The 26,003-nt window shown below is 34.3% G+C and carries 18 protein-coding genes, 1 pseudogene and 1 riboswitch; of the genes and pseudogenes, 10 read left to right on the forward strand and 9 right to left on the reverse strand.

What is annotated here, in order from left to right:
• Positions 1-400: 400 nt before the first annotated feature.
• The 3 genes from ACNRYB_RS14110 to ACNRYB_RS14120 form a co-directional block, all read right to left on the reverse strand.
• A complete protein-coding gene (locus tag ACNRYB_RS14110; protein WP_473727629.1) occupies positions 401-1,462 on the reverse strand; it encodes a BamA/TamA family outer membrane protein in 1,062 nt (353 codons plus the stop codon).
• A gap of 105 nt (positions 1,463-1,567) precedes the next feature.
• A complete protein-coding gene (locus tag ACNRYB_RS14115) occupies positions 1,568-2,767 on the reverse strand; it encodes an FAD-dependent oxidoreductase (RefSeq protein WP_473727630.1) in 1,200 nt (399 codons plus the stop codon).
• Between the two features lie 30 nt (positions 2,768-2,797).
• Positions 2,798-3,556, reverse strand: a complete 759-nt coding sequence (locus ACNRYB_RS14120; RefSeq protein WP_473727631.1) for a helix-turn-helix domain-containing protein — start codon at positions 3,554-3,556, stop codon at positions 2,798-2,800.
• A 310-nt stretch (positions 3,557-3,866) separates the two neighbouring features.
• Between ACNRYB_RS14120 and ACNRYB_RS14125 the strand changes: the two genes are divergently transcribed.
• Positions 3,867-4,376 (forward strand): hypothetical protein, encoded by a 510-nt coding sequence (locus ACNRYB_RS14125; protein ID WP_473727632.1) that lies wholly within the window; start codon positions 3,867-3,869, stop codon positions 4,374-4,376.
• A 371-nt stretch (positions 4,377-4,747) separates the two neighbouring features.
• Here ACNRYB_RS14125 and ACNRYB_RS14130 read toward each other — a convergent pair.
• The 3 genes and pseudogenes from ACNRYB_RS14130 to ACNRYB_RS14140 all read right to left on the reverse strand — a co-directional run.
• Positions 4,748-5,170: pseudogene (locus ACNRYB_RS14130) on the reverse strand (transposase); the annotation flags it as partial.
• Between the two features lie 126 nt (positions 5,171-5,296).
• The gene (locus ACNRYB_RS14135) at positions 5,297-5,674 is read right to left on the reverse strand and encodes a hypothetical protein (RefSeq protein ID WP_129746803.1); all 378 of its coding nucleotides are present in this window, start codon (positions 5,672-5,674) and stop codon (positions 5,297-5,299) included.
• Positions 5,675-5,943: 269 nt separating this feature from the next.
• The gene (locus ACNRYB_RS14140) at positions 5,944-6,576 is read right to left on the reverse strand and encodes a nitroreductase family protein (protein WP_473727633.1); all 633 of its coding nucleotides are present in this window, start codon (positions 6,574-6,576) and stop codon (positions 5,944-5,946) included.
• A gap of 107 nt (positions 6,577-6,683) precedes the next feature.
• On the opposite strand from ACNRYB_RS14140, the gene ACNRYB_RS14145 reads away from it, so the two are divergent.
• Positions 6,684-7,040, forward strand: coding sequence for a winged helix-turn-helix transcriptional regulator (locus tag ACNRYB_RS14145; protein ID WP_242502517.1), 357 nt, complete (start codon positions 6,684-6,686; stop codon positions 7,038-7,040).
• 2 nt (positions 7,041-7,042) lie between these two features.
• Here ACNRYB_RS14145 and ACNRYB_RS14150 read toward each other — a convergent pair whose 3' ends face one another.
• The 3 genes from ACNRYB_RS14150 to ACNRYB_RS14160 all read right to left on the reverse strand — a co-directional run bounded on the left by ACNRYB_RS14150 (position 7,043) and on the right by ACNRYB_RS14160 (position 8,726).
• Positions 7,043-7,516 carry a MarR family winged helix-turn-helix transcriptional regulator gene (locus ACNRYB_RS14150; RefSeq protein ID WP_343706105.1) on the reverse strand — a complete coding sequence of 158 codons (474 nt, stop codon included), beginning with the start codon at positions 7,514-7,516 and terminating at the stop codon, positions 7,043-7,045.
• Between the two features lie 2 nt (positions 7,517-7,518).
• Entirely contained in the window at positions 7,519-8,004 is a 486-nt protein-coding gene (locus ACNRYB_RS14155; RefSeq protein ID WP_473727634.1) for a GNAT family N-acetyltransferase, read from the reverse strand.
• A 128-nt stretch (positions 8,005-8,132) separates the two neighbouring features.
• On the reverse strand, positions 8,133-8,726 hold the full coding sequence (locus ACNRYB_RS14160; RefSeq protein ID WP_473727635.1) for a hypothetical protein: 594 nt from the start codon (positions 8,724-8,726) through the stop codon (positions 8,133-8,135).
• Between the two features lie 250 nt (positions 8,727-8,976).
• Here ACNRYB_RS14160 and ACNRYB_RS14165 point away from each other — a divergent pair, with 250 nt between their 5' ends.
• From ACNRYB_RS14165 to ACNRYB_RS14200, 8 genes are all read left to right on the forward strand, one after another.
• On the forward strand, positions 8,977-9,888 hold the full coding sequence (locus ACNRYB_RS14165; protein ID WP_473727636.1) for a YybH family protein: 912 nt from the start codon (positions 8,977-8,979) through the stop codon (positions 9,886-9,888).
• Between the two features lie 100 nt (positions 9,889-9,988).
• The gene (locus tag ACNRYB_RS14170; RefSeq protein ID WP_473727637.1) at positions 9,989-11,614 is read left to right on the forward strand and encodes a tetratricopeptide repeat protein; all 1,626 of its coding nucleotides are present in this window, start codon (positions 9,989-9,991) and stop codon (positions 11,612-11,614) included.
• Positions 11,615-12,003: 389 nt separating this feature from the next.
• Complete coding sequence (locus tag ACNRYB_RS14175) at positions 12,004-18,144, forward strand: M4 family metallopeptidase (protein WP_473727638.1); 6,141 nt, start codon at positions 12,004-12,006, stop codon at positions 18,142-18,144.
• A 63-nt stretch (positions 18,145-18,207) separates the two neighbouring features.
• On the forward strand, positions 18,208-18,855 hold the full coding sequence (locus ACNRYB_RS14180) for a porin family protein (protein ID WP_473727639.1): 648 nt from the start codon (positions 18,208-18,210) through the stop codon (positions 18,853-18,855).
• A gap of 106 nt (positions 18,856-18,961) precedes the next feature.
• A riboswitch (cobalamin riboswitch) is annotated at positions 18,962-19,166 on the forward strand.
• A 110-nt stretch (positions 19,167-19,276) separates the two neighbouring features.
• A complete protein-coding gene (locus tag ACNRYB_RS14185; protein WP_473727640.1) occupies positions 19,277-21,325 on the forward strand; it encodes a TonB-dependent receptor in 2,049 nt (682 codons plus the stop codon).
• Positions 21,322-22,467, forward strand: a complete 1,146-nt coding sequence (locus ACNRYB_RS14190; protein ID WP_473727641.1) for a YncE family protein — start codon at positions 21,322-21,324, stop codon at positions 22,465-22,467. Before ACNRYB_RS14185 ends, ACNRYB_RS14190 begins: the two co-directional genes overlap by 4 nt.
• Before the next feature lie 9 nt (positions 22,468-22,476).
• Positions 22,477-23,676, forward strand: a complete 1,200-nt coding sequence (locus ACNRYB_RS14195; RefSeq protein WP_473730246.1) for a cell surface protein — start codon at positions 22,477-22,479, stop codon at positions 23,674-23,676.
• Positions 23,677-23,701: 25 nt separating this feature from the next.
• Positions 23,702-25,981: a T9SS type A sorting domain-containing protein gene (locus ACNRYB_RS14200; protein ID WP_473727642.1), complete on the forward strand. Its 2,280-nt coding sequence runs from the start codon at positions 23,702-23,704 to the stop codon at positions 25,979-25,981.
• The last annotated feature ends 22 nt before the right edge of the window (positions 25,982-26,003 follow it).

Here is a 26,003-nt window from a genome sequence, read left to right on the forward strand (position 1 = left end):
TGAAAAGGCAGCACAACAAATTTATAACTACCTTAAATTAATAAATTGATTTTGAGCATTGATTGTAGTTAAGATTTTGAATGTATTATTTGGGGTTACTCAAATTTAAAGAAAGATAGCTATGAAATATTTTTTTCTATGTTGCAGATTATAAAATGAAACATAAAAAACAGGTTTTGAAACAATAAAATGCGTTACAGTAGTGTGAGAAAGCATCTGTCTTAAAAGAGGAACCGAACTATTTTTGCTGAAATTGTTTCAATCGAATAAGATATTTAGAAAGAAATTCCATTTTTAAAACACTAATGAAGCTTCATTTGAAAGCTGGAAAACTATATGAAAAAAGAAAAAGGACTGCTCATTTTTAAGACAGTCCTTTTTCTGAATATTCTTTATAAAATTAAAAAGCTTCACCAATTCTAAAATAAACTCCCCAATCTCCTTTACCGACTGCACCGTCAAGACCAACATTAAATTTTGATTTTTTGAAAGGATTGTATCGATAGCCAACACCGCCGCCAGGATAAATTTTCCAATCAAAGCTTGGAGTATCAGAACCGTAAATTGTTGCAATACCAAAAAAGCCTACCAAACCCATTTTCTTTGCAAAATTATATCGGTACTCACCTTGAATATCCATTAAACCTGAACCTCTATATTTCCCTTCAGAATAACCGCGTATGTCAGTCCCGCCAATGGTGCTCTGCTGTTCAAAAGCAACATTTCCGAGTCCGAACTTGCCATAAACACGCGCAGCTATAACATCTTTGCCTTCTCTGTTTGGTATATATTTATTGGCTTGAAACGATATTCGGTTTGATGCCAATTGGTTATCTAGAAATTTTGGATATGTAGACCAATCCATTTTAATTTTGTAGCCTTTGGTCGGATAATAAACGGCATCTCTCGTATCATACAATAAATTGAAGACAACTGCATTGCTATGAGAAACAGAAGATGGAGAAATATCATTTTCATAAATTGTATTATAATGCGAATAGGTATAAGAAAGTCCGCCATAGAATTTTCCAACAATTTTGCGCTGGCCTCCAGCGCTTATCACAGTTATTTTGGTTCCGTAATCATAAAAATCAGGCTGATCGATATCATCCACATAAAACTGCGAATTCTGATTTCCGTTAAAAAAGAAAAACTTCAAACGCCATTTGTCTTCATTCAAATACCATTTATTAAAAAAGGCCAAAGCATACGATTTATTAGTCGTATAAATGGCAGACATTCCAGATAATGATTTTGGCGAAATAGTATCAGCTTGATTCACTTTATACATTGCCATCGGAATTGCGCCAAACATAAAATCAAGATTCCGATTGTAGCTTAGATAAGGCATTACTCGCAGTTCAATTTTCTTTTCTTTTTTGGGAATAGAATCGGCTGTTTTTTGTCCGAAAGAAGAATGCATGAAACCAGCAAAAAAGAATAGGAGTAGAAAATGCCTCATGGTATAAATTTATTTGGTGAAACTTATATTGGCGAAGAAAATGTTTTTCGGGTATTTGTAAATTTATGTAAAAAATGTAAGCGATTGAAATAAAATGAATTAAGTTTAGATTGTTGGGTTAAAAATAGAAAGCAATTTTTCTAAAGCATTTTCAGCATGCAGTTGTTCTCCATTCTTTAAAGTATTTTCTAAGGCAATTGCGGCTCTTTCCAGCATTCGTTTTTCAAAATAAGAAATAGCAGTTTTCATATCCGGAAACTTGTTATTGGTTAAACAATCGGCCAATTCAGCAGCGTCAAGCAGAGCCAAATTAGCGCCCTTTCCAGCAAAAGGAGGCATTCTATGCGCTGCATCGCCAATCATGGTCAAATTTCCCTGTGTTTCCCAAGATTGGTTAAACGGAAAATAATATTGCGGACGCGGAATAAAATACAATTCGCTGCTTTTAAACAACTCATTCCATTCAGAACTCCAATCGTGATAAACTTCTTTAAACCATTCAAAAATCTTTGAATTGTCTTTGAAATCTAAATCATTTTCTGAAATCCAGTTTTCGGGAATTTTACTGCTAATCAAAAACATCAGAGAACCATCTCCTTTGGTGCCATACATAATGGTTTGTTCTTTTCCTAAGGCAAGAACTTTTCCGCCTTTCGAAAACTCAAAAAGATGAGGAGCATTTTCTTTTGCGTTGTAAATAGTTCCTTCAATCATGGTAATGCCAGAATAAATTGGCTTTTCTGCACTTATATAAGGACGGACTTTAGAGTTTGCGCCATCAGCGGCAATTACCAAATCTGCGTAAATCGTATTTCCGTTCTTAAAATGCACTCGCCAACGTTCATTTTCTTTTTCCATAGCAATAAATTGGCTGTTCCAGACAATGGAATCAGGAGAAAGAGAATTCAATAAAATGTTTCGAAGAACTGAACGATCTATTTCTGGACGAGGTTTTGAAATGTCTTGAAGTGAATTTGAATTGTTTTCCTCTGAATTTGTTTGTAAAGACTCTTTTATAATGGAATGCTCGTCAAATTTCAAATTAAAATTTTGATCAACAATTCGGGCTTTGCTGGCGTTTGGCCTGATATTTTTATAAAATTCATCCAATAAGTCAGCTTGTTTCATGGCTATTAAACCCGAATCTTCATGTAAATCTAACGGAGAACCTTGAACGCGAACTTCAGAGTTGAGGTCTCTTTCGTAAACTTTTACAATACTATTTTGTAATTGTAAAAGACGGGCTAACATTAAACCGCCCATTCCGCCGCCAATAATGGCAACATGTTTATTTTGTAGTAACATAGTTTTGTATTTAAAATCTATGCCACAAAATTATTTAGAGGAAAGAGCAGATAATAGTATAAATCGGTCGTTTTTGTTTTGAAATAATTCTTTCGGAAGTGAACCCGAAATCTTCTTGATCTCTTTAATAAAATGGGTCTGATCTGAAAAATTCTCTTCTGGAAACAATTTTCCTTTTGCAATATGTTCGAGAGAAGCGCGAAAACGAAGAATCGAACAATATCCTTTTAACGAAATTCCAAAATACTGATTGAAATATCTGTTGATTTGACGGCTGCTCCAGTTTGATCTTTCCGATAATTCTTTCACCGTCATATCTCCGTTAGTTTCATAAATGAGCCTAAATAGTTTTTGCTTTCTAGTATCAATTTCTTTTTCTAATAAAGAGCTAATTTTTAAAGAAGCTTTTGCGGAGAATAATTCGAAATCTTCAAGATCATCTTCATTAAAATCCCAAAAATTATTTGCAAGCAGTTTTCCAGAATTTAAAAGATCTGAAATGCTTTCATGAAAAACATATTCAACAGCAGGAAGTTTAAAACTGATTGTAAAAGTGAGACTATTGGCGGGAATTTTTCCTTTTTCGTATTGTTGTGTTCCGAGGCCAAGAAGTCTAATTTGAAAAGAAGTTTCAGCAGTTTTTATCAGTGATAAATCAATTCGACCGTCGGGAAGGCCAATTGTTTCTAAAGTTTGATACGATTTATTCTTCATACTCCAAAAACTATCCACAAAATCTGAGAGTTTTTTATTGGGCTTAATGGATTGATATGCTATATCGTGAATCATTTTATCAAATTTAAAACGAAATTATGCAATTCGCCACTCATTTTTGTAAAGAAAGAACAGATCTAAAAAGGCTGTAAAGACGTTTTAAATTTCAAAAAAAGGACGATGAAAAACTTAACATTGGATAAGTGTTTGATTTTTAAATAAATATATTCTGTTTTTTGTATTCACAAAAAACTTAACATTGGCGAATGTCTTTTTCAATCTATCTTTGTTTATTATTTTTTGATGTTAATTTAATGATTTAATAACATTAAAAACTAGTTTAATCCAAAATAAATTTAATTAATCTCTTAAAATTAACAGAATAATGACAAAAGAAGTACTTGCTAATGAAATCGATCAGGAAGTAGAAGCTGCTCCAGTTGTTTCAAACGAAGAAAATGAACAGCAGGAAACTCCGACATCGGAAGCTGAATCGGCTGTAGAAATTCCAGAATCAAAACCAAAACCTAAAAGAGCTCCCAAAAAAGCTGCAACTGAAGAAGTAGTAGAAAATAAAGAAGCAGAATCGGGAGAAGAAACGGTATCTGAAGCAGAAGCTGAAACATCAGAAGAAAATGAAGATCAGCCCAAATCTAAAAAAAATATAAAAGTGAAAGACAAAGAGAAAAAAGAAAAGCTGAAAAAGAAAAAAGCTACAGCTAAGAAAAAAGAAAAAGCAAAAGACAAAAAGAAAGAGAAAGCGAAAAAAGCAAAATTAAAGGCTAAAGCAAAAAAGAAAGCCAAAGCTAAAAAAGCGAAGGATAAGGCAAAAGCCAAAAAAATCGCTAAAAACAAAGCGAAACGATCTAAAGCTAAAAAGAATAAGAAGAAATAATAATAATTGTGAATTGTAAATGGTTAATTGTAAATTTTCCAAAGCAATCTTAAAGTAGAATTACAAAGCGACAAATTATAAGGATTGTCACAGATTTTTTTAATCTTTTTAATCCTTATAATCTGTGGCTTGTTTTCTTATGTAGCATATGCTTTTCACAGTGAATGAAAAGTATGTCAGGCTGAGCGAAGTCGAAGCCCGCGCAAAGATTCATCGATTCCAATAAAATTATAAAGCCACAGATTACAAGATTAACACAGATTTTTTTAAATCCTTTTAATCCTGTAATCTGTGGCTATTTTTATTAGCAATCTTAGCATTTCACAACTCACCATTTACAATTCTGTGACTTTTTTCTGCATCGCGAGTTTGTCAATTTTCTGAAGAAATTCAGGGTCAAATTCAGAATAAGCTCTTAGTCTGTATTTTTCATCTCTAATTTTCATGACCAGACGAATTTTCTGCACCATCATCCAAATAGGTTCGTAACGTTTATGTCCTAAAAGATATTGAATTCTAAGTATGGATAATCTTCTATGCGAAAGTGTCATCAATTCGATACAGATCATCCAGTATCGAACAGGAAGATTCGAATTTTCCATCACAGTTCCTGAACGGAGACTAGTACGGCTGCCGCATTTACGGCACTGAAATTTTAAGTCGCTCTGTCTGAAAGAATGCGCATTGTGGCCACATTTCCTGCACAAAAGGCCGTTCTCTAAACGTTTGTTTTTGAGCACTTCAATACAAGTTGCTTCATCAGAATATTTTTCAAAATAAGCGCGTAATTCCATTTATACCAATCTCTGTTTACGTTTCGAAATATAAAATATTTTGAAAGAAACAGGAGCATTTTGTATAAAAAATAAAAAGGAATATTCTGAGTCAGAATATTCCTTTTTACAAGAGGTAAAATTGTGTTATAATTTAGCTACGATTTCTTTTTTGTATTTATTAAGGATAGATTTTGTCATACCTAAATTAGCTTTTGTAGAATCTACAGCCAAGTAAATGAAATATTCCTGATTGTCAGATACATCAATAATGTGAATTTGAGAACTTAGTGTAATCATGATATTATCAATTACCTGCCCTTGTAGTCCTAAAGCTTTAATAGCATTCATTTTTGCTTTAACTACTTCAAGATTGTAAGCTGATGCCAATTCGGGATCAAAATCTGACACTACAGATTGAGAATAGTACGACATACCGCTTGCAATTTCAGCTACAGAAACTGCGATGAACCCTGGGACGTTCTTTTTTAGATCTTCCCCAAATTGCGTTAAAAAATCAGACATAATGTTAGAATTTTAGTTGTTGTAAATAAGATTGAATTGTTTTGGATAAAAACAAAATTAGGGATACAATATTATTTAATTATCCGTAATCCGTACCTTTTTTTGTATATAATTAAAAAATAATAGAAGCTTCGTAAAATCGGTTTTTTGTGTTTACCAAACTAAATTGCGTTTTAGTTTGAAAATGAAATGTTTAAACTAAAAATGCTTCTGAAATAGTGCTGTAACACTATCTCAAAAGCATTCTGAATTAAGCAAAAATTAATTTTTTACTTGATTTCTGTTATAAATTCATCATGTGGAGTTCTCACTTTTTTCAAGTTTACAAGCCAGTCGTTCGAATCGTCTCTATATCCTAAAGGTAAAACTAAAACACTTTTTAGTCCAAGTTCACTTAAACCTAAAAGCTTGTCTACTTCTGCAGGAATAAAACCTTCCATTGGAGTTGCGTCTACTTGCTGTTCGGCAGCTGCAGCGATTGCTATACCAAAAGAAATATAAGCTTGTTTTGCAGCGTGGTTAGCATGCCATTCTTGTCCAAGAGGCTCGTACATACCCCAAAGTCTCTGTTTGTATTCATCCATTGCATCAGCAGGAATTCCTCTTTCAGCGATTGTTTTATTAAATACAGCAGAAATCTTCTCTAAACTGTAACCATCCCAAGCAGCCCAAACCAAAACATGAGAAGCATCTGTAACTTGACTTTGATCAAAACTTACCGCTCTTAGTTTTTCTTTTACTTCTTGGTTTGTAATTACAAAAATTTTGTAAGGCTGTAAACCAGAAGAAGATGGAGCTAGTTTTGCAGCTTCAAGAATATAATCTACTTTTTCTTGCGGAACAGCTTGTCCGTTCATTTTTTTTGTAGCATAACGCCACTTTAATGCATCTATTAAGGCCATTTTTCTTTATAATTAAAATTTGTATTCAAATGTAAAAACTTTCAGTGTATTTTTGTCATCTGATTACCAAAAGTAACTGTAACATTGAGGTAACCTATCAATAGAATATGATAAAAGAGCCCATACACGATAAAAAATCATGCAATCAGCATATTATGGCAGTGCATGACGCCATGTATATTTTAAACGGAAGATGGAAAATTTCTATTATAGCATCACTTTGCTTTAATACTTTAAGATTTTCTGATTTATTAAAGGAAGTTGAAGGGATTTCAGGAAAAATGCTGAGCAGAGAATTGAAAAATCTCGAAGAAAATCAATTGGTAACACGAACTGTTTTAAATACACAGCCCATAACAGTTGAATATCAATTAACAGAATATGGGCATACCTTAAAAGAAGTGATTGATTCTCTAGCAAAGTGGGGGCATAATCATAGAAAAAAGATTACGGGTAAAGAATAAACTTAACTTTTTTGTTCAATAGCTCTCTGAAAAAGGCTTTGTCTAGTCAGATTTTGTTCTGCTTCTTCTATTGCTTTAAGCAGGTTGTTCTGAGTATTGGTGATTTCGTGCAAAGTTTTTCTCATAATATCCCAAACGGGCTGCATTTTAGTAACCAGTTCTTTGCCTTTTGGTGTTAAGATAATCAATCTTTTGCGTTCGTCTTGTTTGTCTTTTTTAGAACTAATCATTTTTTCCTTCTCCAGTTCCTTTAATAAACTAATGGTTGAAGGATGGCTGTAGCCAATTTCATTAGCAATTTCAACCACGCTTAGCATTTCTTTTACATGCAGCGTGTAAATTACAGGAAACCATTTAGGTTCAAAATCAATATTAAAATAAGTATAAATCTGCGCGCCGTCTTTGCGAAATTGTTCGCTAAGACGCTGCAGACGTGTTGATATGGCTAAGATGCCAATTTCGTCAATTATATTCATTTTTATGGATTTAATTTTAAATGACAAAAAACATTATCAGGTTTCATTAACGGAAAATCGGCGGGAAGTGCTTCTTTTTGTATTCTAATAAAATTATTCTTTTCATAAAAGCGCAAAGCAGCCTGCAATATAGAAACCGTTCCTAAATATAAGTCTTTAATTCCGTTTTCTTCACTGTACTTTATTAATTGTTCCAATAACTGTTGCGCAATATTGAACTCTTTTCCTCGGAATTCTTTCTTTACAAACATTTTTCTAATAGCTGCGCCTTCTTTGCTAAACTTTACCAAAGCAATCGTTCCAACAAGTTTTTCATCTATAAATGCACCAAGAAAAATGCCGCCTGGTTTATAGTAGAAGTTTTCAATATCTAGTAAATCTGGCTGATCTTCTAAAGTAATCGAAACGTTGAATTCTTTTTGCTGAATGTTTAATATTAGATCTACGATTTGGTTTTCGCACTCATTTTGTATTGGTTGAATCTTCATGATAATTTCAAAAATTAAATATGAGTACAAAACTACGTAGTTAACTACATATATCCAAGTAAAAAACTGCTGAAACCAGCAGTTTTAAGTGTTTTTTATGATTTATTACAATTTTTTGTTTCTGAGTTTTATTCTTTAACTAAAACAATAACAGCTTTATATCCCGTACCAACATTCCATTCGCTTGACGAAATAACTTGGCCTTTATCGTCATAAACTTTAAATTCGGCTGTATTTGGAGAAGCAAAACCTTCGTTTAAAGCTTCGATATCAATTTTATTGATTCCTTTTTCAAGATTTATTTTGACGCTTTTAAAATCGCCATTCAAAAATACTTCTGGCTCAATAACTTTATCGTTCAAATATACTTTTACTTTATCGCCGTCTACAAAGGCTGCATCACGGTACATAATAGTAGAAGTGGCTGAAGTGGTATAGATATTTCCTAAAAACTGATTTCTTCTGTAAAAAATTCCTTCTACATTGGCCTCTGGCTTATAGAGATTTGTGTTTTTAAATAGTTCGTCTGGATTAACTTGCAGTGGCGCAGGTTTTTCGACAGGTGCCGGCGGATTTTCTTTGGGTGCGGCTTCTTTTAGCGGAATAACTTCTTTTACAGGAGATTTCTTTGCTGGAATTGATTTGAATTTATTATCAAGTTCTTGAGCAAAACTGTGTAGCGAAAAAGAAGTAAAGGCTATTATTAAAAATATTTTTTTCATTTTTTGTATAAATATTAATCTTGAGGGTTTATATCGAAGATTAGATGCATCATAATCTTTTATATATAAACATTTTATAAAACTAATTATTGTCTTATTAATGGTTATTTTTCTAAAAATTAACTTTCCATTTTGATTCTTTCTAGTAAAAATAGAGCTATTGGAAAGTTGTTTTTAAATCCTTTGATTTGTTTTTAAAATACTGAATGTCAATGTTGTATATTTGTGTCTTAACCAAAACATATATGCTATGATCAAGTTAAGTTTAGCCTTTCTTCTTTTTGCATTTGCTGGTTTTGCTCAAGGAAGTAAAAGTGATTCGGTTATTAAAAAACAAATTGAAGAGTATAATACTTCATTTGCAAATGTTTTTATAAAAGGAAATCAGGGCGATTTGGCAAAAGCTTATACAGATGAAACCATATTTATGCCAGAACACAGCAGGCAACGTCTAGGGAGAAAAGCAATTGAAGCATTTTATGAACAATGGCTAGCACAGGCAAAAATTAATTCTTATCAAAAAACAATTTTGGAACTGCAGGACTTTGGAAACTATGTTTTAGAAATTGGAACTTTTGCCGAAAATTTAAATCTAAATGGACAAAATGCATTTTCTTATTCCGGAAAATATTCAGTTTTATGGGCCAAACCTTCCAAAAAGAATCAACCTCTTACGATTGCGGCCGAGATTTGGGGTTCCGCAAGTTATTTTGATGATAAAAACATTCCAAACATAGATGATGCCGCAATTCCGCCAACAAAAGAGTATATTTCATCTGATAAATTAACTTTAGAAGTAAAAGAAAGAAATAATATGATTAAAAATCTGGTGCAGAATAGGCAAGGAGCAGAGCATGCCAAAATGTTTATGCCAGATGCTATGTATTTAACTTATTATACTCCAATTCTTTCTGGAGAAAAGGAAATTACAGCTTATTTTACCGAGCATGAAAAACCGGGAACATTGCGTATTGAGCAAATTTCAATTCAAACCTCAAACATTATTTATGCACAAAAAGCCATTGTAGAATTTGGTTTTTACAGCGTTGATTGGCGAGATGGCGATAATCATGGAAATGTAAAAGGAAAAAGTATCAATGTATGGAAAAAGGATAATAATGGAACATTGCTACTTTTTCGCCAAATCGTAAATCATGATTAACTTTTGAGTTCTTTTAGAATAATGTTTATTTTATCTGTTTGTTGTTAATTACTGATAATTTTCTATAATTTTGAACCCATCTTTATCATTTTTACACACGATGGGTCGATTACTTTGCATATTTTTTATTTTAATAACTTTTTTTGCTTATCCGCAATCTTCAACAAAAGAGCTGATAGATAGCTTAAACACAATCAATAATCCTGCTCGTAAGGCCGATTTGTGCTGCAAAATAGCATTAAAATTAAATAAAACAGATTGGGAAAGGGCGGTCAAGTATATAGAACTGGCCGAAACTGAAGCAAAAAAAACAGAGAAATCAAACGAAATTTTGGCTGTAGTATATACAACGGCAGGAAATCTTTACGACTCAAAAGATGTTCTAGACGTGGCGCTGCAATACTATTTGAAGGCTTATGATATTTATAAAGAAAAAAACAATCCTGCAGAAATTGCCAGCGCAGAAAACAACCTTGCCATTTTGTATGCAAAAAGCAATAATCAGGAAAAAGCCCTTAAATTTTTCTCGCATGTATATAAGTATCAGAAAGCTAAAAATGATTCGACTAAATTGGTTAAGATTCTAAATAATATTGGAACAATCTATCTCGACAAAAATGCAGACTCTTCTTTACACTATTATCAAAAGGCACATTTGATAACCGAAAAGCTGAAAAACAATACTTTAACAGTATATATTTATACCAATTTGGCAAGAACTTATGCGAAAAAGAAAGATAAGAAGAATGCCGAACTTTATTTTGAAAAGGCTTTTTCTTTGGTTAATTCAAACATCGATAATTCATTGAAATCATTTGTGTATGAATCTCTTTCGCAATATAATTTGGAAGAAAATAAATATGATGCCGCTATTGTAAATGCAAAAAAGGCTTTTGAGTTTAATAAAGATAAACCCTTTGGTTTTTCGAATATGAGATTGAATAAAATGCTTTATGAGGCCTATTTAAATATGGGTGATTATAAGAATGCGGTTTATTATTTTCAGGAATACAATAAAATCAGTGACAGCATAAATATTGAACAGAAAGCTGTAAACCTTGAAAGAATTAGGCTTGAACAAGACTATAAAGTTAGAAGTCAGATAAGAACACTGGTCGAAGAGAAAACCAGATTTAAATATTATGTTGTCGGATTAATATTGGTTGTTGGAATATTAGTGCTCATTATTTTATTGATTCGATATCGAAATAAGCACATCAAAAATCAATTGGAGCAGGAGAAATTAAAAGCCAAACAGCAGGAACTCAAACAAAGTCTTGAAGCTAAAAACATGGTTTTGGTTGGCAAAGCAATGTCTGAAATACACCGAACAGACAACATCAATGAAATTCTGACAGACCTTAAAAAGATCAAACTCAAAACACCAAATAAAGAATTGCAGCAAGCAATAGATATTGTTTTAAAACGTCTGGAAAAAGATTTAAATACCGATATCTGGAAAGAATTTGAAATTAGTTTTGAGCAGGTTCATAAATCTTTCTTCGATAAATTGACCATAGATTATCCTACACTTACTCCAAAAGAGCGCCGTCTTTGTGCGCTGCTATATTTAGATTTAACGACAAAAGAGATTTCTCAAATCACTGGGCAATCGTTTAAATCAATAGAAAATGCCCGCACCAGACTGCGTAAAAAGTTTGATTTGACCAACGAAAAAGTAAATCTTTCTACTTATCTGAACAGTTTTAAAGCCGATTCATTGTAAAATAATTTAAAATGTAACTATTTGATATAGTTGTTTTTATTTTAAAATGAGTGTTTTTTTAGTGATGCATTTTAGCCTGCGAGTGTTTTTGCAATAGTCCTTTTTTTCTGAGTCTGATACTGCCATTCTACATTTACCAAACGATTATAAAATACGTTTGGATGGACAAAAAGAAAAATGAACCGAATAAAAGTTTAGATGAACTTTTGGAGGAAACAAAAACAAAAAAGAGCGCACTCTTAAAAATTCTACAGAAAATAACAAAAACCGGATCTAAGAATCAATCGCCAAATTGATTTTTGGACGAGGCTTTTGCGCTTTTGTGCGAACGAATAGAGTGCAAACTATGAACTAAAAATGCCTTAATACTAATCTAAAAATTTTAAAAAATGAACCAAACCTACTCAAACCCTAGGTATTTGTTTCTTTTGTTGGGTTTCTTAGTCTGTTCCGTCGGAATGGCTCAGTCACCTTTACCAAAAAACAAATCGGCCAATGCGCAGACGGCCATACAATCGCCAAGCGCCAATCAGAAAAAAGATCAGGTTTTTCAGAAAACAACAGATCAAAACAGTAATCAGAATGATGATCCTACTGTTTTATTAACTCAAAAGAGTGTAAACGGAACCACACTTTCGCAGGAAGAAAGTGATGCGGTAAATCAACGATTAAAGGCTAGCCAGAAATTTTTTGACAAAAGCCAAAGCGCTGCAACAGCCAAAAATGTGCAGATTTCAGACACTACAAAAGTGAAGTCTTTTGCAAAGTCTGCAAAATTGACTTCTAGAAATATATTTGAAGTTAAAAAAGACGCTTTCGAGTTATCGGGTTTAGATAGAATGCAGTTAAAATCGGTTTCAGATAAACACGGACGAACTTTGGCTACGTATCAGCAATTGCACAATTCTGTTCCTGTAGAAGGAGCTATTTTCAAGGTTAGAGAAGATAAATCTAAGATTGATGCATTTGGTGCAGTGAGCAAAAAGCTGCCAACTAGCAGTAATTATAAAGTAAATGCTTCGACGGCTTTGCAAAATGCATTAAATACTGTAAATGCAAAAGAATATGTTTGGCAGAGCAAAAAGTTATCTTCTTTAGTGCATAAAAAAATTAGCACAAAACCAGAAGGCGAATTGGTTTATGTTGGACCAAATTTCTCGTCTGAATTGACAGAATACCATTTGGCATGGAAATATGATATTTTCGCTACAAATCCGCAATCAAGCCAGACGATTTATGTAGATGCCAATACTGGAAAAGTAATCTTAAAAATTGATTTAAGCAGAGATCTTCGCTCGTCATCTTCGCCTTCTGCTGATGGAAGAGCGGCCATTGGTAAAGGAAAAGCCAGATTTGCAGGAGATGTTACTTTTGGCACAACACAATATGCAGATGGTTATAAATTGGAAACTTTAGAAGGAAAATATAAAGTGCCAATTTATACTTTGAATATGAATCATGCTGAACACGCATCTGATGAAGTTTTGACAGAGTATATCGATGAGGATAACAACTGGAATGATTTATACAATAAAGATCACGATGAAGCAGCAATCGATATTCATTGGGGATTGCAAAAGACTCTGAATTATTACGAAGAAAAATTTAACCGTAATAGTGTCGATGATAAAGGAATGACCATTTTTGGTCTTGCGCATTTAGGAACCAATGTTCAGAATGCATCTTGGACAGGAGGATGGGCGCAGTTTGGTGATGGAGACAAACAGCCATTTGTAAGTTTAGGAATTACAGGACACGAAATGACGCATGCCGTAACGCAATTTTCGGCAGGTTTAATTTATTTGGGAGAATCTGGAGCAATGAACGAATCGTTCAGTGATATTTTTGGAATTTCGATTGAGCTTTATGCTGGAAAAGATTCTAAAAATGATATCTGGATGCTTGGAGACGAATTGTACAAACACGGAAGTTTAAGAAGTATGGCCAACCCAAAAGCGGTTGGTCAGCCAGATACTTACGGTGGAGAATTTTGGACAAATCCTGCCAATACTAGTGTTGACAATGGAGGTGTTCACCAAAATAGTGGAATTACCAATTATTGGTATTATCTTTTAGTAGAAGGTGGCGAAGGCGTTAATGACTTAAATAACAGTTATAGCGTAAAATCAATTGGTTTGGAAAAAGCCGAAAAAATTGCTTACACGACACTTACAGAATATTTATCACCTTCTTCAAATTTCATGGCAATGCGCCAGGCAAGTTTGATGGCTACAGAAGATTTGTACGGATTAGGTTCTGAAGAATACAAGCAAGTAACCAATGCTTGGTACGCAATTGGTGTGGGACCTGCTTATGGAGAAAGACAAATTCTTTTAGTTTCTGTTGAGAATCCTTCAGTTCCGTGCGGACCATTAACAGGAGAAGAACCTTTTTATGTAAAAATTAGAAATACGGGGAGCACCGTAATTAAAGCCGACGAAAATCTAAATTTCAAATTAAGAGCAATGGCGAGTGCTCTTGGAAGATTAATCACTTTTTATACTTATGACGGAAAAGTTGCTTTTGCTAAAGATTTAAATCCAGGTGAAGAAGTGGTTTTACCATTAAAAAGCAAAATTCCATATCAAGGTGGCGGAGCAACAAACTATATAGAAGTAAAAGTAGATTTAAATCCTATAGCTGAATTTGGAGCAAAAGAAGGCTATACCTTTATTTCGCCAATCGTTGTTCCTGCGGCGCAAAAAGATTACGATCTTAAAGCAACTGCATTGACTATGCCTTATTATACAGGAGGCGTGCTTCCGTCAAACTATCAGTCATCGATGACGATTTTTAATTTAGGTTGTGCACCTATTCCGGCAGGAACGGTACTTAAAGTTGGATATGCTAATACAGCTGCCGGAAGTACAACCATTTGGAAAGATGTTACGCTTGTGGCAGATTTTAAAGGAAATTCAGAAATGACCGTTTCTTTTGATAATACTTTCGATTTATCTGCGCCTGGTCTGCATACTTACGAGGGATTTGTGACATTTGCCCAAGACCCAATTACCACAAATAACAGTATTATAAATGCTGCATATAACGGAATTATTACGCAGTTTCCATATTCTGAAGGATTTGAAAGAACAGCTGGAGGATGGAATACAAAAGCATTAGCTGGAAACCAAAAGTTTTTATTCCAAAATTATCCTGCATCATTTAGAACCGTTAAATCGCAATATATGTGGGGAATGGTAGATTTTAAAGGAACAGAAAGAATGGGACTTAATTCTGATTTTGTCTTAGAATCTCCAATTTTTGACTTTACCAATGTAGTTTCTCCTTATGTTGAGTTTGATTTGTATTATTTGCTTCATACTGGCTATGACGGATTAGTGGTTGAATATTCTGAAGATAATGGCCAGAACTGGAAAAAAGTTGAAACTGTAAATTATCCAGAAACCAAGCATTTAAATGACTTATTTGATGGAGGATGGTTTACGGGTGTGAACAATAATCTGAAAAAAGATCCTTATCAAATACGTTTAAATGAGCTTGCTGGTAAAAAAGCAGCTATTCGTTTTCGTGTAAAATCAGATGATTATTATGATGGATTTTTAGGAGGGTTTATAGATAATATCTTGGTAAGCGATGCTCCTTACGATTTGGAAGTTTTATCTGCAAAACTAGATGCAGGAAAATGTGATATTAATAACAGCAATGTTGCGATAAAAGCTAAGATTACAAACAATTTTGCTACTGCTAGCCAAGTGGTTAATATTACAACTAAAGTTCTTGATGCTGCAAAAACGGAGGTATTTTCAAAAACTGAAAAAACAACTTTAAACTTTGCCAAGTTTAAAGACACAATATCGTATTCAGTGCCAAATATCAGTTTAAAAAATATTGGAGAGCACACTATTACGGTTTCTGTTTTTCCTGAAGATATGGCAAAAGATCTTAAACAAGGAAATAACGCCGTGACGCTTACTTACGATAATTGGAATAATGAAGATATGAAAATCTCTGTTCTTCCTTATAAAATGGATTTTGAAGACGCTTCTAAATACAAAGGATGGAGAACTGCTGAAAATAAAGGTTCTGCAGGTTGGAAACACGGTTTACGTCCAGATTTAGGTTCACCAGGTTGGTTTATTGCAGATCATACCAAATTTATGGCAAGTAACGATGATAAATGCAATTGTGATGCAGCAAACGATATGTTGGTTTCTCCAGTATTTGATTTGACAAATTACAAAACAGCGCATTTAACTTTTGACGGTTTTGGAGATGCTCAGCATCTTTCTGACGGATATGTAAAAGTAAGTACAGATGGAGGAGAAACTTGGAAGGAAGTGTTTAAAATGCCTTATTATGGAAATTGGTGGGAATATGGAGTTGATTTGACGGAATATGCAGGAAAATCTTGTGTTATGATTGCATTCGTCCAAAATGATAATGGATATTTTGCTAATGGTTTTGCGGTAGATAATATCGAAATCAAAGAATCTAAAACGAATTTAAGACTTACAAATTTAAGTGTTCCTGAAACAGTTTATGAAGATGCTCCTTCACATGAATTTGCTGTTAATGTTAGAAATGGCGCTTACAAAGAAGTAAATAAATTCACATTTGAATATCAAGTCAGTCAGAATGGCAACGCTGTTGGAAGCCCTATTTTGCTTGAGAAAAGCGAAACTATTTTAGTTGGACAAACCATCACTTATAATTTGGCTGGTTTACCGCAATTGGCTGCAGGAAAATATGAAATTACTGTAAAAGCGTATACTGCTGATGAATCTAAAGAGAACGCCCAGATTATAAAAGGATCTTTTGAAGTCATAGCAAATGCCCCAGAATTAAGCGTTGAAACTTTTTCGAATTTGCCAGCGGGTTCATTATTTGGACAAAAAGGATTTGTTTCAAGTCAAAGTGATGATAATTATCCGTGGAGAATTGTAACCACTCCAGATAATGCGAACTTAACAGTTCCTAAAAATGATCATACAGGTGATACTGCAAAAAATATGCTGTATAGTTCGTTAGAGAATTTATCATACTACGGAGAAGTAATTTCGCCAATGTATAAATTGTCTCAAAAAGCTTCTGCCGTTGAGTTTTATTATGCAATGCAAAGTAATGTGAATGATATTTTCCTGGTAGACATTAAAGCTGCTGGTGGAGAATGGACAGAACTTTGGAGAAGAAATAAAGAAGGCAGCTACATAGATACAGATTGGAAACGAGCATCATTGAATATCACTAAATACAGAGGAAAATCAGTAATGTTCCGTTTTAGACATGCAAAAGCAGCTGGATATTCGTATATGGTTTTAGACGACTTGAAAATCTTTAATGAAGAAGTTACAGACGTTGCAATGGAGATTTTATCGCCAAAAGACGTTTGCGGCAGTCAGGAATACAAAGTAAGATTAAGCAACGAAGGTCAGATTGCGATTAAAGAAAATAGTATTCAAGTAAAAATTGATTATTTGAACACTTCAGAGTCTATTACGGAAACAGTTGAAGCTGGAATTCCGGTTGGAGAAAGTATAGAATACACGTTCAAAAAACTGCCAAAATTAGATCAAAACGACGATTCGCATATTTTTAATTTCACAGCCAAGTTGGAAGGTGATATTATTGATCAAAATAATACGATTGAGAATTATTACTACCAAGGAGTTTCAGGTGATTTTAAATTATTTGATAACGCATCAATTCATGGTTATGCTGGTAAAAGCGTTTACATTAATGCTCAAACCAATTTGCTGATTAAAGAGTTAGACGCAGTTTCATACAAATGGAATACTGGAGAAGTAACCAGCGATATTGAAGTAACTAAACCAGGTGATTATATCGTTACGGCAGTTCTTGAAAACGGATGTACATTAACAGAAAAAGTAACGGTGACATTCGATACTTTCAATTCTGAATTGCCAAGCGGTGATGTTTGCGGACCTGAAGTAGTTTTAAATCCAGGAAATTATGCGGCTTACGAATGGTTTGACGGCTCAACAGATCCAACTTTCACGACTACAGAAAGCGGAGATTACTATGTAACTGTTTACAACGAACACGGATTAGGGAAAATTTTTACAACAACTATTAATGTTTTAGAAAATAAAGTACCAGAAATTCAAGCATTAGAAGGAAATAAAATAACAGCTTCTGCTGATGCTGCAGGTTATCAGTGGTATTTAAACGGAAGAATTATCCCGAATGCGACCGAAAAAACAGTTGCAACAATTTGGGAAGGAAGTTATACTCTTCAAGCAACAAATGCACATGGCTGTACAAGTATGTCTGCTCCAATTGACTCAAAAGGTCTTCTTATTGGAAAATTGACAAATTCTTTCAGAGTATTCCCAAATCCAGCGGCAGAAAATGTAAACATCTTCTTGGCTGAAAAAGCTGAAGGCGAAGCTGAAATGAAAATTTACTCTATGGAAGGAAATGCGGTTTGGAGTAAAACCTATTCAGCTGTTCCATCAAGTGTAAATGTAAGCCAGCTGACTACAGGAGTTTACATTTTAGACTGTACGGTTCAAGGTAAAAAGTATACAGCTAAGATTATTAAAAAGTAACAAATTACAGATAGAAACGGCAGTTCTCATGTAGAACTGCCCTTCTTAAAAACAAAAAATACGATGAAAAAATCAAAGCTAATAATCTGCGCGCTGTTAATGTGTGCAGGTGCAATGGCCCAAACCGAAAAGGTAAAATTGGGTGTAAAAGCAGGTTTAAATATTTCGAGCTTGACATTTGATGAAAACGAATTGGATTCCAAAAGTAAAACAGGATTTACAGCTGGTTTAATGGCAGAAATTCCTTTGGCAAAAAACTTCTCGGTACAGCCAGAATTATTGTACAGCCAGCAGGGAATGAAAATTTCGTATTCAGATCCAGAGGTTCAAAATTCAGATTACAAAAGTACTATTGCCTTAAACTATTTAAATATTCCTGTAATGCTGAAATATTATGTAGTGAAAGGTTTAAGCATTCAGGCAGGGCCTCAAGTTGGAATTCTGCTAAAAGCAAATAACAAATATCAAGACAACTTTTTAGGTTATGATAACCATGAAGAAATGGATTTAAAAGATTATTCAAATGGAGTAGACGCTTCTGTAAATTTCGGATTGGGGTATCAGTTTAAAGACAAGTTTTATGCAGATGCAAGATATAATTTGTCTTATACCAATGTGTTTAAAGATGTAACTGCAAATACAAATTATATTATCAACAGTGACATGAAGAATAAAGTTTTTCAAATAACGATCGGTTATTTTTTTAAATAGAGTTAGTAACACCTTCATTCCTGTAAAAACCACTCATTTTTAGGAGTGGTTTTTTTGTTTTTTTCAAAAAATACAATTCTAATTTGCAGACACCATACCTGAGTTATATCTTTACCCAGATTTTGGTCTGCTTTTTTCAATCTGAAATAAGCAGTTAAAAGGGAATCAGGTGTAAATCCTGAACAGACCCGCTACTGTAAGTTCTACACAAAATCTTTAAACATACTAATGCCATTGTTCTGCCTTGCGGGATGAGAAGGCCGTTTAAAGATAGAATAAGTCAGGAGACCTGCCACGATCACATAGTTTAAGACTTTCGTGGTATGAAGTTGATGACAAGATAATAACCCGCTATTTCGTAGTGGGATTACTACTGTTATATAATTACGGCACCACACAAAGTTTATTTAATTAAATCGTGATGTATAATTGTAGAAAAACGCTTTTAACAGCTTTTATTGTATTGATTCCTTTTTTGCTTCATTCTCAAGCAGTAACAGATAGTTCGCGGGTTTTAAAAGAAGTTATTTTAAAAGGAAAACCCTATCAGGAAGTTATTCCCGTACAAAGTCTTTCGGGCGTTCTGCTCGAGAATCTATCTAGCCATAATGTTGCCGATGCGCTTCGCTACTTTGCAGGAACTCAAATTAAAGATTATGGCGGAGTCGGCGGACTCAAAACAGTTGATGTCCGAAACATGGGAACACATCATGTTGGTGTTTTTTATGATGGAATTCAGCTTGGAAATGCACAAAACGGCGTAACCGATTTAGGCAAATATTCGCTTGACGACATGGAATCGCTTACGATGTACAATGGACAGAAAAGCGAAATTTTTCAGTCGGCTAAAGATTTTGCATCAGCTTCAACAATTTATTTGCGAACCAAACGTCCTGTTTTTACAGGCAATAAAAAAACAAATCTGCTGGTTCGTTACAAAACAATGTCTATCAATTATCACGATCCTTCTTTCAGATGGGAACAAAAGCTGAGCGATAAAGTGAGTTTAAGCGTAAGTTCTGAATACATCAAATCAAACGGACAATATAAATTTAGATACAAAAGAAAAAATCAGGATGGAAGTGTAGCCTACGACACCACAGCAACACGATGGAATAGCGATATAGAAGCATTCCGATTTGAATCTGGCGTTTACGGAAAAATAGACAAAGGAACTTGGGATGCCAAAGTCTATTATTATGATTCTGAGAGAGGTGCGCCAGGAGCCATTGTAGAAAATAAGTTTAAAGACGGTTTTAGGCAATTTGACAAGAACTTTTTCGGACAATCTTCTTTAACGAAAGATGTTTCAGAAAAATATAAATTTCAATTAAAAGGAAAATTTGCCTACGATTATACGCATTATATTGCCAGAGATACAACTAATGTTTTAGGCGAAACCGTAACCGAAGGAGCGCAATCTGACGATAGTTATTACCAGCAGGAAGCTTATTTTTCGGCTGTCAATATGTACAGCATTTTGCCTACTTGGGATGTTTCGCTTTCAACCGATTTTCAATACAATAAATTAAATGCGACTAGAAGAGGAATTCAAACACAATTTTCTTTCCCGCAGCGTTATACGGCACTAGTTTCTCTTGCCACTTCTTACCGATATGAAGGCTTTAAAGTTTTAGGAAATGTACTCGCAACTCGCGTTATTGAAGAGGTAAAATACAACGCCAAAGCTCCCAATAAAACCGAATTTACTCCTGCTATATTTTTGGGCTATACGCCATTTAAGAAATACGATTTCAATTTAAGGGCATTTGCCAAACGTATTTTCAGAATGCCCACTTTCAACGATTTATATTATACCATGATTGGATCGAGCACTTTAAGGCCCGAATATATGAATCAGTATGATGTTGGTTTTACGTATAATTTCCCCGTAAGAGAAAGCTTTTTCGATAAATTTTCTTTTCAAGCAGATGCTTATTATACCAATACAAAAGACAAAATTGTTGCTGCACCGACAGGAAATTTATTCCGCTGGATGATGACCAATATCGGTCAGGTAAAAGGAAAAGGAATTGAAACGGTTCTGAACATGGCAACTCATTTTAATAAGCTAAAACTAGATGCCAATTTAACGTACACATATTCTAAAAGTCAGGATTTTACAAAGTTTGTAGGTTTAGAAATGTCTTCTTACGGAGATCAGATTCCGTATACGCCTTGGCATAGCGGATCTGGAATTTTAAACGCCAATTACGAATCTTGGAACTTCAATTACAGCTTCATTTATGTTGGAAAACGTTACAACGGAAATGTCAATAATATCAAAGTAAATGAAGTACAGCCTTGGTACACACACGATTTGGCAATCCAGAAATCTTTCGTATTCAAAAATTACAAATTGAACGGAACAATTGAAGTCAATAATGCTTTCAATCAGCAATATGAAGTGATTTACAATTATCCGATGCCGGGGCGAACATTCAAATTTATAATCAGTTTTGAGTTATGAAAAAGAGCTTTTTAAAAATACTATTTGTTTTAAGTGTATCTGTCTTGTTGGTTTCCTGCCGTGAAGACGAAACGATATTTCTTTCTTCAGACACCGCTGTTGCTGCGCCAAGAAGTGACGGAAATATCGAAGGTTTTTATCTTCTGAATGAAGGCAATATGGGAATGAATCGTGCGAGTCTGGACGTCTTCAATTATAGAACAGGAAATTACACTACAGATGTATATTCAGAACGAAACCCGAGTGTGGTAAAAGAATTGGGAGATGTTGGAAACGATATTAAAATCTACGGAAACAAAGTGTATGCGGTCATTAATTGTTCCAACAAAGTTGAGGTTTTAGAAAAATGGACAGCAAAACGCATCAAAAAAATCGATATTCCCAATTGCCGTTATGTGGCTTTTTATAAAGACAAAGCTTATGTGAGTTCGTATTCGGGACCAGTTGCCATTAATCCGAATGCGGAAATTGGTTTTGTGGCCGAAATTGATACGACTTCATTAGAAATAAAAAGAAAAGTAACCGTTGGCTATCAGCCCGAACAGATGGTTATTCATAACGGAAAATTGTATGTCGCGAATTCCGGTGGTTACAGAGTTCCAAATTACGACAGAACCGTTTCGGTTATTGATCTGGCAACATTTACAGAAATTAAAAAAATAGATGTTGGCATTAATTTGTACAGCATGCAGATTGACAGTCGAGGCGATATTTATGTCAGTTCACGCGGCGATTATTATAACACGCCATCCAATCTTTTTGTGATTGATACACAAACAGACGAAAAGAAAATGCAGCTCGATATTCCGGTTTCTGGAACTTGTTTAGTAGATGATTTACTTTATTACTACAGCGTTTCTTGGAGTTATTTGACGGGAAGCAATAAAGTGAGTTACGGAATTTTGGACACCAAAACCAAAAAAGTAATCACAAACCAGATTATTACGGACGGAACCGACAAAAAAATCATGATTCCGTACGGACTTCAAGTCAACCCAGAAACCAAAGAAATCTACATTACCGATGCGCAAAACTACGTCGTAACAGGCTATATCTACTGTTTTACGCCTGACGGAAAATTAAAATGGAAAACTACCGCAGGGAATATTCCCGCTCATATTGCTTTTATAACTAAAAAATAACCCTTAATGATGACTAAAAATCTTTTTAAAATCGCTTTGTTTTCAATTCTCTTTTTGGGATTTGCGGCCTGCGACAAAGACAATGATACTGAAGAAAATCTGCTCCCCGCAGAAGTGCTGAAAGAATCGTACACAATTGATCGTTTTAAAGTCCTGAATATTGCAACAAACCTTCCAAATACGGCTAAACTAACTTGGAGCGTTAAAGATTCAATTATTTCAGAAAATGCAGATTTGGATTTTATTAGTCCGTTTCAGAAAAGCTATCCGCTGACTTTAAAAGTTGAGATAAACGGAGAAACCAAAATTTACAACTCATCCATAAATGTTACAAAAGAAACGGGAACGTACAGTAAATATATTTCTAATGTATTTGATTTTCGTCCTGCTGTTGGACAGTTTACAAATGAAATTCCACAATATACCGCAGGAAATACAGAAGCCAATATGATTTCTGCCGCGAAAAAGGCAATTGTAGGTTCAAATACAACCATGATTTCGCTTGGAGGTTTTGGCGGTTATGTAGTTTTTGGTTTCGATCACACGATTCCAAATATGGATGGACGAGATTTTAAGGTTTTAGGAAATGCCTTTTGGGGAAATGAAGCCAACGAAGCGCGCGCAGGATCTTGCGAACCGGGAATTATTATGGTCGCTTACGACAGAAATAAAAACGCAAAACCAGATCAAGATGAATGGTATGAAATTGCAGGGAGCGAATACTTTAAAAGCACCACAATAAAAAACTACGAAATCACTTATTTTAAGCCCGATGCCAGCAAATCTCCAGTTGCAGGAACAGAATTTTGGCAAGTTAATACAGAATACATCAAATGGCAGGATAATGCTGGAAAATCAGGATATAAAGTCCAAAATGTATTTCATGAACAAAATTATTATCCGCTCTGGATTGCCGATGCGTCTTATACTTTGAAAGGTACGCGAGTAGCAGATAATTTCTACGATCAAAGTGGCGAAGGTTCGTATTGGGTAGGCAGATCGTTTGAATTTGGTTATGCCGATAATGCGCCAAATAATGATGAAGCTTCCAATATTGATATTTCTTGGGCAGTAGATAAAAACGGAAAATACGTAAAACTTCCTGGAATAGATTTCGTAAAAATATATACTGCAATCAATCAAGAAGCGGGCTGGCTTGGAGAAGTTTCTACTGAAGTTTCAGGCGCTTACGATTTACATCTTAACTAACACAACATTTTAAAACCATAACATTATGAGGAAAAACTACTTTATAGTAATAATGCTATTTTTTGCATTTCTAACCAATGCACAGACAAAAGTACAAGGCGTTCCTAGAAATGACATCAAATTAAAAACAGCTACGCAAAAGCAATTAACAGCAAAGAATGCTAATGTAACGACTTTTGATGATATTCAGTTTTGGGTTGGTACCGGTGCCAATAAAGCAGCATTTGCCGTACAATGGAACGACGGAAAAAATGCAGACGCTTTAATCTGGGGATTTAAATGGGATGGAAATGCAACTGGCGAAGATATGATGAAAGCCATTGCAAAAGCCGACCCTCGTTTTTATACCCTTTTACTGCAAGGAACACAATTTGGAACTGCAATTGGCGGATTCGGTTTTGATTTGGACGGAGCCAACACAATTGGATTGTACAAAAGCGGAAATGTAACGTATCCGTATTATCCTGTAAGCGGTATCGTAAATACATCGGTTTACGATTTTGACGAATATACGCCAATAGACGCATCAGATCACTGGCAATCTGGTTGGACAGTTAATGGATATTGGTCTTATTGGGTAAGAGACGATGTTAATAATAGTTTTGATTATTCTGGATTAGGAGCATCGAGCCGAGTTTTACAAAATGGCTCTTGGGACGTCTGGAATTTTAATGTTTCGTTTGCAGAAGAACCAATTGCAGCATTTACGCCTGTAACGCCTTATTCGAATGCGATAGATTTTACAAAAGGCTATTTTATGGTAAACGAAGAATGGTTTGGCCACACTAATGGATCTGTAAATTTTGTCAGCAATGATGGAAAAATTAATTATAGAGTGTATAGCGATGTAAATGAAAATAAAGCTTTTGGCGCTACAACGCAATACGGAACTATTTACGGAGATAAATTTTATTTTGTTTCTAAACAAGCTAAAGATGGAGGCGATACACAATATACTCCAGGAGGAAGGCTAGTTGTTGCTGATGCTTTAACCATGAAAACCCTTGCAGAATTTGATAATGTAGGAGGAGGAGACGGACGCTCTTTTGTTGGAGTTGATGAAAAAACAGGATATATAGGAGCTTCAAACGGTGTTTTTATTTTTGATATTGCCAATATGAAAGTCGGAAATCTTATTGCAGGGACAGGTGGCGGAAGCCAGTATGCGGGTCAGATTGGAAACATGATTCGTACTTCTCAATATGTATTTGCCGTAAAACAAAATGGTGGAATTTTGGTTATTGATCCTAAAACTAATACTGTCATAAAAACCATTACAGGTGCGTTTCATTCGGTTACACAATCTAAAGATGGAAGCATTTGGGGAATTCAAAATAAGAAGCTAATTAATATTGATCCCTTAACTTTTGCAACTGTCGAATATGCCATTCCAACTACTCAATATTTGGGCTCTTGGGGAGCTTGGAATGCTGGCAGTTTTACTTACAGCAATAAAGAAAATGCTTTGTATTGGATGAATTCTGTCAACGCATTTACTTCGGGTGTCCAGATTATAAAGTTTGATGTGGCAGCCAAAACATTCAATGAAAGTTTTGCTACGCTTCCGGGACAAACAGGAACTTTTAAGCAAATTCCGTATGGAGCAGCATTGAGACTTGATCCTGTTTCAGATCAGATTATTGTAAACACAACCGAAAGCGGTTTTGGAGCACATTATCAGAAAAATTGGATTCATACTTTTGACAATACGGGAAAATTAGTCGATACCAAAGTTTTAAATGATTATTACTGGTTTCCTGCTATGACGGTATTTCCAGATAATGCTGCACCAGTTGTAAATACAATTTTGCCTTCGGAAATTTCAACAGGAAGCCCAACGATTATCGATTTAAAAACAGTAGTTTCAGATGAAGACAATTTATCTGCGGCAATTGTAAAAACAATAAAATCTAATAGCGATGAAAACATCGTTTCGGCAGAAATTAATGCGAATGAAGAATTGGTTATTACACCGAAAATAGGAGGGAAAGCAACAGTTGTAATCAGTTTTAATTCTAATGGAAAAATTGTAGAAAAATCGATTTTGGTTGATACAGCGGTTTTAGGCAGAGACGAATTCACGAAAGTGCAATTATCAATTTATCCAAATCCAGTGTCAGATTATCTGAATATCAGTACTGAAGATGAAATTACCGATGTTGTGATTTATGATGTTAATGGAAGAACCATCAATACCAGAATAAATAACAATCAGATTGACGTAAGTAATTTTGCCAAAGGTTTTTATATTATCAATATTGTAACCGACAAAGCAAAGTATACACAGAAATTTATTAAAAGATAAAGTTTTAAAATTGAATATTAGA

The organism is Flavobacterium sp. CR10 (assembly GCF_055814415.1).